Annotated in this window: 7 protein-coding genes; all 7 read left to right on the top strand. The window is 53.6% G+C overall.

Going from position 1 to position 13232, the window contains the following annotated elements; all coding sequences use genetic code 11:
• Positions 1–256: 256 nt before the first annotated feature.
• The 7 genes from NYE29_RS08575 to NYE29_RS08545 all read left to right on the top strand — a co-directional run bounded on the left by NYE29_RS08575 (position 257) and on the right by NYE29_RS08545 (position 13187).
• Complete coding sequence (locus NYE29_RS08575; RefSeq protein WP_340895394.1) at positions 257–2818, top strand: beta strand repeat-containing protein; 2562 nt, start codon at positions 257–259, stop codon at positions 2816–2818.
• Positions 2819–3039: 221 nt separating this feature from the next.
• Positions 3040–4026, top strand: coding sequence for an ABC transporter permease (locus NYE29_RS08570; RefSeq protein ID WP_038584853.1), 987 nt, complete (start codon positions 3040–3042; stop codon positions 4024–4026).
• 23 nt (positions 4027–4049) lie between these two features.
• Positions 4050–4943: a carbohydrate ABC transporter permease gene (locus NYE29_RS08565; RefSeq protein WP_038584856.1), complete on the top strand. Its 894-nt coding sequence runs from the start codon at positions 4050–4052 to the stop codon at positions 4941–4943.
• Positions 4944–4998: 55 nt separating this feature from the next.
• Positions 4999–6549 carry an ABC transporter substrate-binding protein gene (locus tag NYE29_RS08560; RefSeq protein WP_340895392.1) on the top strand — a complete coding sequence of 517 codons (1551 nt, stop codon included), beginning with the start codon at positions 4999–5001 and terminating at the stop codon, positions 6547–6549.
• A 140-nt stretch (positions 6550–6689) separates the two neighbouring features.
• Entirely contained in the window at positions 6690–10217 is a 3528-nt protein-coding gene (locus NYE29_RS08555) for a carbohydrate-binding domain-containing protein (RefSeq protein WP_340895390.1), read from the top strand.
• Between the two features lie 185 nt (positions 10218–10402).
• Positions 10403–12130: a glycoside hydrolase family 3 protein gene (locus NYE29_RS08550; protein WP_340895389.1), complete on the top strand. Its 1728-nt coding sequence runs from the start codon at positions 10403–10405 to the stop codon at positions 12128–12130.
• Positions 12117–13187, top strand: a complete 1071-nt coding sequence (locus tag NYE29_RS08545; RefSeq protein WP_340895387.1) for a glycoside hydrolase family 88/105 protein — start codon at positions 12117–12119, stop codon at positions 13185–13187. Before NYE29_RS08550 ends, NYE29_RS08545 begins: the two co-directional genes overlap by 14 nt.
• Positions 13188–13232: the final 45 nt, after the last annotated feature.

The raw sequence follows: 13232 nt of genomic DNA, 5'->3' as shown, positions 1-13232 counted from the left end.
CCAACAGGCAGCGCCGGAAGTCCTTGTAGGCGGCTTTGGGCGGAATGCCAAGCCCTGTTTATGAAGAGTGCAGCTTACGTCCACACCGTCAGGAGAGGGCCGGAATATTAGTATATAAATCACTCAGTATGCGCTGGATTGAATAGTCCAAGCCATAAAATTATTGGGCTGCGAGACCGGCGTATGTCTGGGAGAAGGGGGAAACAGCAGCAGGTAGTCAGGGTGGGAAACTTATTTTAAAAGGAGTGGTAGAGTAATGGTTTTATTGTCCACAGGACCGATAGAAAATAACTTGGTTGGCGGTGTGAGACCGACTCAGCGGGTTACCGTCAGAATTGATAACCGCAGCGATGTCCAGGCTTCCACAGTGTCTGTTCAAGGTTATTACATGCTTGGCGGAGTGCGGAATCTGTATGTTAGCGAATCTATCAACGTTGCTGCAAACCAAGTGATAACTACTAGCTACTATGCTGATTTGGATGCTTTTGAATTCATTTTCATTACCCCAAGTGAAAGCCCGGCGGATGATCCGATCCAGGTTTCGTTGTGGGGGAAAGACAGTGCCGGCCAATTAGTAACCGCGCACCGGCTGGTATTCGCTGAGCTGTCAGGAGGATTTGCAGGTATAACCGGAGCGACCGGACCTGCCGGTGCGACAGGAGCTACTGGTGCCCCTGGTGCAACAGGAGCAACGGGCGCTGGCGAGACCGGGGCAACGGGTGCAACAGGACTACCAGGAGCAACCGGAGCTACCGGTGCGACAGGAGCAACAGGTGCGGGTGAGACTGGTGCGACTGGGGTGACTGGAGCAACAGGTGCGACCGGTGAAGCTGGAGCTGCTGGCGTAACGGGAGCAACAGGGGTGACTGGAGCAACAGGTACGACCGGTGAAGCTGGAGCTGCTGGGGTAACGGGAGCAACGGGTGAAGCTGGAGTGACTGGGGCAACGGGAGCTGCTGGAGTAACCGGAGCGACAGGAGCTACTGGCGTAACAGGAGCAACAGGTGAAGCTGGAGCTGCTGGGGTAACGGGAGCGACCGGAGTCACAGGAGCAACGGGTGCAACGGGTGAGGCTGGAGCTGCTGGCGTAACAGGGGCAACAGGTGAAGCTGGAGCTGCTGGGGTAACGGGGGCGACCGGAGTCACAGGAGCAACGGGTGAAGCTGGAGTGACTGGGGCAACGGGAGCAACAGGTGAAGCTGGAGCTGCTGGGGTAACGGGAGCTACCGGAGTCACAGGTGAGACTGGAGCGACCGGAGTAACGGGAGCCACCGGAGTCACAGGTGAGACTGGAGCGACCGGAGTAACGGGAGCCACCGGAGTCACAGGTGAGACTGGAGCGACTGGAGTAACCGGAGTCACCGGTGAGACTGGAGCGACCGGAGTAACGGGAGCCACTGGAGTTACCGGAGCGACAGGAGCAACTGGCGTAACTGGCGTAACAGGAGCAACAGGAGTCACAGGTGAGACTGGAGCGACTGGTGTAACAGGAGCAACCGGAGTAACCGGAGAGACTGGAGCGACGGGGGTAACGGGAGCCACTGGAGTTACCGGAGCGACAGGAGCAACCGGCGTAACGGGAGCAACAGGAGTTACAGGTGAGACTGGAGCAACCGGCGTAACTGGAGCAACCGGAGTAACCGGAGAGACTGGAGCGACGGGGGTAACGGGAGCCACTGGAGTTACCGGAGTGACAGGAGCGACTGGTGTAACTGGAGCGACAGGAGTTACAGGTGAAACTGGAGCGACTGGTGTAACAGGAGCCACCGGAGTTACCGGAGCGACAGGAGCAACCGGCGTAACGGGAGCCACCGGAGTTACCGGAGCGACAGGAGCAACCGGCGTAACTGGAGCAACCGGAGTAACCGGAGAGACTGGAGCGACGGGGGTAACGGGAGCCACTGGAGTTACCGGAGTGACAGGAGCGACTGGTGTAACTGGAGCGACAGGAGTTACAGGTGAAACTGGAGCGACTGGTGTAACAGGAGCCACCGGAGTTACCGGAGCAACCGGCGTAACTGGAGCAACAGGAGTCACAGGAGAGACTGGAGCGACCGGAGTAACGGGAGCCACCGGAGTAACTGGTGAGACTGGAGCGACCGGAGTAACGGGAGCCACTGGAGTCACCGGAGCAACCGGCGTAACGGGAGCCACTGGAGTCACAGGTGAGACTGGAGCGACCGGCGTAACGGGAGCCACTGGAGTCACCGGAGCAACCGGCGTAACTGGAGCAACAGGAGTCACAGGTGAGACTGGAGCAACCGGCGTAACGGGAGCAACAGGAGTCACAGGGGAGACCGGGGCTACCGGTGTAACAGGAGCAACGGGAGCGGGTGTTGCAACTGAAGGCTTCTCGGCGTTGCTGCCGGCACTTTCGGTTACGACAAGTACCCAGCTCACAGGTTGGACTGTGGCGTCGCCATATTATGATAGCCCAACATTCAATGAAACTACAGGAAACTATACCATACCGGCAACAGGCAGATATTCCATTGAAGCGACTGTCAATTATTCTACAACTGCCGCAATTTCGGTAGCTTTGGGCGCAGGAGTCGATCCGGCCTTTGTGGTACGGAGAACCACACCTGTAGCAACAGATTTGGTAAGCGGGTTATTTCCGCTGCTGAATGTAAACATTGCACTTGTGTTGTCGCTCCGCACGATATTAGGTAACGGTACAGTAACCTTGGCAGGCGAATTCGAGTTGACGGCAGGCGATGTGATCGGCCTGTTCTATGAATCCGATGGGTTGACAGTTCCTTTGGATCTGGGCAGCACCTCTTCAGGTATTGTGTGGTCTGTTCACAGACTCACTTAAGAACATCTATTTTGCAGTATTCACAAACGAGTGGCCCACAGCAGGATTGTGGGCTGCTCTTTTTTGCATGCGTGGGTTTTCAAGCCCTCTCTTTTTCTACACAAAAGACTGTAGGATTTCGAACTTTTATTATAGATCACCTTATTTAGAAGCCGCCGCTCTCCGGCTAAACTTAAGTCATGGAAGAGAGAGACTGCTTAAGGAATCAGGAGGCGGAAGTGATGATTACTCATGAGAAGAGGAGCGCGATCAACACTGGACAAAGCTCACCGGTCCGGCCGGGAGCCAAAAAAGGGTCCGTATTTAAGCATTTGCTGAAACATAAGGTACTGCTGCTGATGCTGCTGCCCGGTTTGATCTTTCTGCTCATCAACAATTATTTGCCGATGTTCGGAATCATCATTGCATTCAAGAATATCAACTATGTTGATGGGATCCTGAGAAGCCCGTGGGTGGGGATGGATAATTTCAAATTTCTGTTCGCGACCTCGGACGCGTGGATTATTACCCGAAATACGGTGCTGTACAATTTCGTGTTTATTATTCTCAATCTGGTCATTGCGGTTTCGATTGCGATTGCCCTGAACGAGCTGAGAAATAAGCTGGCCGCGAAATTTTATCAGAGTATTATGTTTTTTCCTTATTTTTTATCTATGGTCGTTGTAAGTTATCTGGTGTTCGCCTTTCTGAATGTTGAATACGGTTTCATTAATAAAGGTGTCTTGTCCCTGTTTGGACTGAATGAAATCAACTGGTATTCGGAGCCGAAATACTGGCCGTTTATTCTGCCGTTAATTAACCTCTGGAAGGGTGTGGGCTACGGCTGTGTCATTTATCTTGCGGCCATCATCGGCATTGATTCCGAATACTATGAGGCAGCTCTGATCGACGGCGCCAGCAAGTGGAAGCAGATTCTTCATATCACAATTCCGCTCATCCGGCCGGTCATTATCATCACGACCATCCTGGCGATCGGCGGCATCTTCCGCTCCGACTTCGGGCTGTTCTACCAAACCACGCTAAACTCCGGGGCGCTGTATCCGACAACGCTGGTCATTGATACCTATGTATACAACGCGCTTATCAATATGGGCAATCTGGGCATGTCCGCAGCGGCAGGCTTATACCAATCGGTGGTCGGCTTCTTCCTGGTCCTGGGCTCGAACTGGATCGTGCGCAAGGTCGACAAAGACCAGGCCGTTTTCTAAATTTGTGAGAGGAGGGAGAAGCTGTGACCAATAACGAAATATCCAAAGTAACGAATATGATACTCCATATTATTTTTATTATCCTGACGATAGCCTGTCTCTTGCCGATTGTGCTGGTCTTTATGATCTCGATTACCGACTATGATTATATTGTGCTCAACGGTTATCAATTTTTCCCGGAGAAGCTTAGTCTGGAGGCGTATGCCTATATCTTTAAGGATTACACCATCATTGCAAAAGCCTACGGCGTATCCATCTTTGTGACGGTAGTCGGTACACTGCTCAGCGTTTTTATCTCTTCGCTCTATGCGTACCCGATCTCACGGACGGATTTCAAATATCGCGGCTTCTTCGCCTTTCTGATCTTCTTCACGATGCTGTTTGGCGGGGGGCTGGTGCCGTGGTACATGGTGTACACCCAGGTGCTGGATCTGAAAAACTCCATATGGTCCTTGATCATCCCGATGCTGCTGTCTCCTTTTAACGTGCTGATTATGAAAACCTATTTCCAGATGTCCGTGCCGCCTGCGCTGATTGAGGCCTCCAAAATTGACGGTGCCGGGGAACTGAGAACCTTCTTTCGGATTGTGTTTCCGCTCTCTCTGCCGGTCTTTGCCACCATTGGATTGTTCAACACCCTGCATTACTGGAATGACTGGTTTAACAGCATGATTTTTATTACCGACACCAAGCTCTATTCCCTGCAATACCTGATGTATAAAATGATCTCGCAGGCGGATTATCTGAGCCGCAACAGCGCCTTGATTCAAGGCTCGGCCACAGAACTGGCCAAATTGCCGGGAGAAACCATCCGCATGGCGATGGCGCTGATCGGAATCGGTCCGATTGTGCTGGCGTATCCGTTTTTCCAGCGCTATTTCATCAAGGGTTTAACGCTCGGGTCCATTAAAGGCTAACCTCGGAATCCACCGATTTAGCATATATTTTCAAGTCAAAGGGAGGAAAAGAGTAATGACAGGTAAAAGAGGCACGGGTCTACTGCTTTCGCTTGTACTTATGATTGGAATGACACTCAGCGGGTGCTCGGGGAATAATAATAACAATAAAACCGCCGCCCCCGAGAAAACCGCGGAAAGCACAGCAGCCCCAGCCGCCACTGAAACTGCCAAAGCAACAGAAGCAACCGAAACAACGAATGAGCTGGAGCAGGTGGAGCTGTCCCTGTATCTCCCGGGCGGTCCGGATAAGGATGTAGCATCTGTTGAGCAGGCCATCAATGCTTATTTGAAGGATAAAATTAATGCCACGATCAAGATTAACCAGCTGAGCTGGGATAAACCGGCCGATAAAGTGAATCTGATGATCCAATCCGGTGAAGTGTTTGACATGGTCTTTACCTGGAACTTCATGACCAATGCCGCCAAAGGTGCGTATCTGCCGCTGGAAGAGCTGCTGGATACCTATGCCAAAGAAACCAAGGCACAGATCAATCCTGCTTATCTGCAAGCGGCTACTGTAAACGGACATTTGTATGCGGTTCCAACGGAAAAAGAGCTGGGCCAATCCGTAGGGTTCGCCTTTGACAAAGCGATTGTCGACAAGTACGGCTTCGATGTCAACAGCATCACCAAGCTGGAGGATATTGAGCCGATGCTGAAGACCATTAAAGAGAAGGAGCCGACCATGTCGCCGCTGTTCATGAACCATACAGACAGCCTGAACTGGTTCACGGTGTATCCGGAAAGTGAAGATCTGGACGGAAGCAATGAAATTCCAACGCTGCTTGATTACAAAACCATGAAGGTGTTCAACGAATATGACACTCCTGAAATTGTGGAAAGACTTAAGCTGATCCGCAAGTGGTATCAAGCCGGATACATTAACAAGAACGGGGCCACTGACAAGACTGAGCTTAAGGATGCGGTGAAAAGCGGCAAAGCCTGGTTCGTGTACGGCAATATGAATCCTACATCCACCAACGACTGGACGCGGCTCGCTGAGAAACCGATGATCATCAAAACGCTGCTTCCGGTTCAAGTAAGCACCAAAAGCTTGCAGGGCTCGATGCTCGCCATCTCCAGAACATCGAAGAATCCGGAACGCGCTATGATGTTTATGAACCTGATTCATACAGATCCTGTCCTCTACAACTTGCTTACCTTCGGTATTGAAGGCAAACACTACAACAAGGTTGGCGAGAATACTGTCGATTTCATTGCGGACAGCGGCTACAACTCCGTATCCTCCTGGATGATCGGGAACGTGCTGCTCAACTACCTGAACAAGAATGAAGACCCGAAACGCGTGCAGCTCTATACGGACTGGAACAAGAACTCCAAAGTTTCGCCGGTCATCGGATTCGTATTTGATTCGACGAAGGTGCAATCGCAGATTGGGGCACTGATCAATATTACAAAGCAGTATAAGAATACCTTGTACTCCGGGGAGCAAGATCCGGAACCTATCCTCAAAGAAATGAACAGCAAGCTGAAGGCTGCAGGACTGGAAGCTGTGATTAACGAGATTCAAGCGCAAATGGATGCATTTTTGGCCGCCAAATAAGGAGCCGCAGCAGTAGCAGACCCGATATCCGGCAAATAGCCTGGCCGTAATGGCCGCTTGCCCGGATTTCGGGTATTCATATTCGCCTAGCCAGCACTTGGGGTGCCCCGAATCTACCTTATTAGAAGAGGGTGTTTATTGTGCGAATTCAAAAAAACATTGCTTTACTGCTCATTCTGGCGTTGATGCTGATGACCTTTTGGATACCGGATGGTTCAATGGGTTTGGCATCCGCCGCTGCTAAAGATGAAATTGCTACAAGTCAGGTGATTGGACAACAGGCCGATTCACAAGAAGCGGCCGCGGATTCCGTACACAATAGTACGGTGACTGCATCAACCTATGAACCTCCGATGACCTTGTTATGGCAGGTCGGCGATTCGGATAATAGCTCTGCAGAATTTACCGTCTTTAGCAATGTCTACAGCAAAACTCTCCAAGTTCCCGTACCCCCGGGCCACTGGGACAACGTCCCCAAGGGCATGAAGGCCGATGCCAACGGATTCATGAATCTTTCCTTCCATTTGAGCCAGGTCCCTGAATATGGAGTCCAGTTTAGCCTCAAAGTTATCGATGCAAGCACAGCTATTCCCCAGCTTGCTGTATTTACAAACGGTCTCATGAGCGGGCTTATTCAGATCACCGGCCTGAATGACGGTGAGAAGACGCTGGAGAATACCTGGAAACAAACCTACAGGCTATACATTCCCAAGGAACAGCTGAAGACCGGGCGAAATGCAGTCCGGCTAACCGTGGATCGCGGATTGTACGCGGATCCGCAGGCTCCCGGTTATGACGGAGACAAATATTTATGGTTCGAGTGGGATTACTTCAAGCTGGAGTCGCTGAATGCACCGGCTGTCGAGCCGATCCATGGACGGTATGTCCATCTGGGAAGTACAATTGCCGCGGCAACCTTCAAATACGACGAGCATGCGATCCGCCATTTGGGGCCTATGGCCAAGTGGATGGGCATTGCCTACAGCGGCAACTGGATGCGGGCCTCTTTCTGGTCTGATACCAGCGCTGGCTGGGACCCGCAGGGGCGAAACTACCTGGCAACGCTGCGTGATCTGAACCTTGAGCCGATGGTCAACATCATCGGAGGCAACTGGAGGAATAACAGCGAGCTAAGCGGCGGCACAGTCCCGGCAGCACTCCGGAGTTACTACGCTAACTTTGTCAGCAAGTTCGGTGATTTGTACCAGTATGCCGAAACCGGCAATGAACCGGGGTTGTTCGGCTGGGCCCAGAAAGCCGTAGTAGCCACGCATGAGCTGATGGATGAAGAACGGGCAACGAACAGTCAGCCCTATCTCAAGATTGTTGCGCCGGGTTGGGCGTATTGGCCTTATAACGGCATCCCTGACGGCTGGGAGCGGGACGCGGAGCAGCGCAGGGAGATCGAGGAGCTGTCCGATGTGACGAATGGGCACAGCTATGGCGGAACAGGAGTGCAGCCGCTGCCGGGCGGCAGCCTGTATGAGAATCTGCGGGTCTATGGCGACGCGGATGACGGCTTCGGCAAAAAGATGGCGATGAGCGAAACAGGCACCAATGACAACCATTCCGACAATACGAAGTATGGAACCTATGCCTACAGGTTCGCCGCTGCTTTTGACCGGGAGATGCGCGGAAACATTGGATATGTAGACCATATTATGCAGCATGCGGCGTTCTTTAACGACGGCACTGAATTCGGGTTGTTTGCTTCCGGCATCAATTGGAATACTCACCGTTATGAAGATACTGTTGCGGTACCGGCCAACAGCAGCGAGGCAGGAGAGACGCGGCTGAAGACTTTCCGCAGGCTGGCTGCCGCGTACGCTACCCATGGCCGTCCGCTGAGCTACGAAGTGCTGAATACATGCGGATGCACCTCGAACTTGAACATGAAAAAGGTATACTTCCGCGCGGTGGATACATCGGTACTGGGTACCACGGCTATCGGGGCGGAATCGGATAAAATCCTGCTGAACTTCGTCAATTTCGAGAAAAAGCCGATGACGATGAAGGTTCGGGTAACGATGCCTGGCAGCGGACAATATGCCGGAGAAGTGTTCGGAGCGGGTAATTCCTATGCTGCCGCACACTCCAACGTGCAGCTTACGGCAACGCCGCATATCACCCTCACGGTTACCCTGGGAGCCGGCGAAACGGTCCAGTATATTCTGGATAAGCTGGAGACAGAAGCGCCATCTGTACCCGGAAGTCCTGCAGCGGTGGCGCTCAGCCATGAGCAGATCAAGGTGACCTGGAATGCCTCAACCGATAATGATGCGGTAGTCAGCTACAACGTGTACCGTGACGGCGGGGTTACTCCGGTGATGACGGTTCCGGGCCGGATAACCTTTTTCAGTGACTATAGTGTGGCCCCGGAAACGCAGTACAGCTACAGGGTTCAAGCCGTGGATGACTTCGGTAATATTTCAGCATTAAGCTCAGCCGTATCGGCAACTACATCGGCCATGCCGATCACGCCGCATGTCCCGGGAGATCCCACCAAGTTTGAAGCGGAAGCTGCCTCCTTTGCCCTGCCTCTGCGAATCGGCAACAACAGCAGTGCATCGGGAGGAAAGGTTGTGGAGCAGACCCATGGCGGCGGCATTTCGATTCAGGGATTGTATTCGGAATTGGGCGGAAGCTATACCCTGACTATTGCATACGCTTCCAATCAGGACTCGAAGAAAAATATCGTCGTGAATGGACAAAGGCTGTCCACGGTTACCTTGCCTTCAACGGGCAGCTGGAACAGCAACATTACTGCCAGACAGTTCGGCGTTACGCTTCAGCCGGGCTATAACACGATCAGCTTCACTTCCGCAGGCAACGGTGCCAATCTCGATTATTTCAAGCTGGAGGAAGGCCTTTATGTTCCGGTGTCCGCCTGGTACACGGTAGAGCATGATCATGCCTATATTGACTATACCGGGTTTGAAACGGCGCCGAACGGGGTATCCCATGTAACCTACTCGCCGGATTCGTCGGCGGTGTTTAACTTTAACGGAATCGGTGTCCGCTGGAGATCGGATATTAAGAGCAATATGGGCAGCGCAGATGTGTACGTCGATGGGCAATATAAGGAGACCGTTGTCATTCCCCAGGCCGGACTGGAAGGCGAGAACAAGATCGTCTACGAGCTGACGGGTCTGGACTATGGGCTGCACCGGATCGAGGTCGTCCATAACACCGGAACGATAATGGTCCACGGCTTCGAGTTCGAGGGCTATGAGTCTACACTCCCGGCTCCGATGGCGGATCTGACCGTCACGGAGGTCGGCTGGAATATCGTAAACAGTGACGGCACACCTTCCAGCAATGTGACCCCCGAGCTGGGCGATTCCTTAATCTTCTGGGCCAAGGTTAAAAATATCGGCGTGCGTCCCAGCCCGCTGAACAATTCCACCGGGCTGGGACAGATTACAGGCGGTGCCTTCTCCGTCAACGGCGGGGTCGTATCCTGGTCGGACACCAATAACACGGTCATCCAGCCGGGCGAGGAAATTACCCTTACGGCCAACAGCAGTGCCCAGGGAACGCCAAGGTGGACAGTGCCGACCATCGGAGACTTCACTATCAGCTTTTTTGTCAACGATATCTGGCGATATGAGGAGATGAACAAGGAGAATAACAAGTTAAACAAGACCCTTCAAATCAGCCTGAATTGATCGAAGGATCGGCCAGCCTCCCCCCGCAGCTTTGGATCACGAAGCTGCGGGTTTTTTCAGTTTGCTAATTGTAGAAGATTCTAGATGTTTATAGAATTTTGAACTTATTTTGTAGTTGCCTTTATTTAGAGTGGCGCCGGGTTTCGTTACACTGGGGTTAGAAACTACCGGGAGGAATCGTGACCATGCGAAAGGCATTAGCTAAGGAAGAGCGGGACTGGGTAGAGCGCACCTTACGATCCATGAGCCTGCGTGAAAAGATCGGGCAGACGATGCAGGATCATGCGGGCAGGCTGCCATTCCAAGGGATGGACGAAGGGACTATAAGGGCATATTTGGAGAAATATCCGGTGGGCAGCTTCTTTATCGGCGGAGAGGTAATTCAGAAGGCTGCCGGAAAAGCGGAGGAATACCGCGAGTGGGTGGAGCTGCTTCAGAAGGTCAGCAAATATCCGCTGCTGTTCTCGGGCGACCTGGAGTTCGGGGCAGGTTCTGCAGTCAAAAGCTTAACCGCTTTTCCTCCGCTGCTTGCGCTTGCCGCAGCAGATGATGAAGCGCTGGCCTACGAGTACGGCAAGTATACAGCAATCGAAGGACGTGCGGCCGGGTTTACCTGGGCGCTGGCGCCAGGTACGGATCTTTTGCTGAACTGGATGAATCCGGTGATTACGACCCGCTGTCTGGGCGATGATGCGGAGCGGGCACTGCGCCTGTCCAGCGCCGTGATGCGGGGAATGCAGGATTACGGTATTGCCGCTTGTGCCAAGCATTTTCCGGGAGACGGGGTGGATTACAGGGATCAGCATATCATTACCACCATCAACGGTTTGTCCGAAGAGGAATGGTTCGCCACTTATGGCCGGGTGTCCCAGCAGATGATTGATCAGGGCGTGATGTCGTATATGACAGGACATATCGCCCTTCCCTGGCTGGAGGCGAATGCGCAGGGGAATAAGCCTGTTCCGGCTACGGTCTCGGCACGCATTACAACAGAGCTTCTGCGGAACCGCATGGGGTTTGAGGGAGTTGTCCTGTCGGATGCGCTGGATATGGGCGGATTTCTGGCCTGGGGTGATTATGAGACGCGGATCGTGGATTGTTTCAACTGCGGGACCGATGTGCTGCTGTGGCCGGGTGTGAACTATTTTGAAGTCATGGAACGGGCAGTCGCCAGCGGCAAGGTAACGATGGAACGGCTGGACGCAAGTGTCCGGCGGGTTCTGGAGATGAAGGCAGAGCTGGGTATGCAGCATCTGGATGCCGAGGGCCGGGATCACTCCGCTGCGCCGCTGCTGAATGACAAATTGCATCCTGAGCTGGACCGGGAGGCTAGAGAACTAAGCACGACACTCGCCGGGCGGTGTATTACGCTGGTCCGTAACCGGAGAAATCTCCTGCCCCTGAATCCGCAGACGACCCGCAGAGTTCTCGTCATTATGCTGAACAAAGTGACAGAGGGACGCAAATATGACCGCATGGAGCTGTTTGTCGGGCACTTGAAGGCCAGAGGGATGCAGGTGGATATTCTGGATGAATTCGAACCGCTGAATACGCTGCAGAAGTGGGAACAATCCGGGATTCGCTGGGATGCTGCGTTTACGCCTTATTTTCTGCCGCTCCACGGCATGATGAACACGGCTCGTCCAGTGGGGGAAGCGGCCAAGGCGATCTGGGCGATGCAGCATGCGGAGACGATCCACCCGATCGGGATCTCTTTTGCCACGCCGTACCTGCTCCGGGATATACCGTTTCTCGACACGCTGGTAAATGCGTATTCACTGCATGAAGATACGGTGGCGTTGACAGTTAAGGCGTTGTTCGGGGAGATTCCGTTTCAAGGGGGATCACCGGTGCAGGCAGATCCTGAGGGAATGAACATCATTCCAAGGGGGCTTCAGCATGCCCGATACTAAGCAGTTATTAGAGGAAAAGCTGGATCTGCTGTTCGAATGCATGATTTCCCTCCGGCACCAAGGAAATTGGGGAATGGACATGGATCACTGGGACTGGGTCCCCGGGGTCGGACTGATTTCCATACTGGATTATGGAACGGCTGGCGGACAGGACAAGGCCATGAATTACCTGCTGCAATGGGTGGAGCGGAATAAGCAGAAGGCAGAAGGCGTGAAAGTCATTAATTCCATGGCTCCTTATGCCGTGTTCCCCGAATTGTTCCGGCGGACTGGGGATGAATGGTTTCTGCACAAAGCCCGGGAAACCGCCGCCTGGATGCTGGAAGATGCACCGAGGACCCGGGAGGGCGCGCTGGAGCATACCGTCACTGAAGCGGCCCTGTTCCCTGAGCAGGTATGGGCAGATACGGTATATATGGCTGTGCTGTTTCTGGCGCGGCTCGCCAGTCTCACCGGAGACCGCGGCATGGCCGAGGCTGCGCTGCAGCAGACTCTGCTTCATCTGCGGCTGCTGCAGGACCCGGAGACGGGCCTGCTGTTCCACGGCTGGAACTGCCGGGAGGGCAGCCATATGTCGGCCGTCCGCTGGGCGCGGGCTAACGCCTGGATTACCCTTGCCGTTCCACAAATTGTAGCCGGTATCAAGGGGCTTGTACCGGTCCCCGAAGAGCTGTACAGCCGCTATTCGGAGCTTGCTTCAGCGCTGAGGTCCTGCCAGGGCACGGGCGGACTCTGGTATACGGTGCTCGACAGGCCGGACTACTACCAGGAAACATCGGGAAGCGCAGGCATCGCCTGCGGCTTCATTCAGGGAGTCAGGCACGGTATGCTCGAACCTTCTTATCTCGGCAGCGCCCGGGTCACCCTTGAAGGCATCCTCCCGCTTATCCAGGATAACGGTGAAGTGCAGGGTGTATCGGGAGGCACCCCCGTCATGCCGTCGGAGGAGGCGTATAACGAAATTGCGCTGTACCCGTCGCTGTACGGGCAGGGGCTGGTCATGCAATTGCTGGTGCAGGTACTGAATCTGGATCTGAATTTGGATCTGGGTCGGTGATCCGGCCTTGACCCTGTAGGATCAGCCAAACCGTCTTAACAGAGA

The organism is Paenibacillus sp. FSL M7-1046 (assembly GCF_038007405.1).
Lineage (GTDB): Bacteria > Bacillota > Bacilli > Paenibacillales > Paenibacillaceae > Paenibacillus_AQ.
This window is presented reverse-complemented; position numbering and strand designations above follow the sequence as displayed.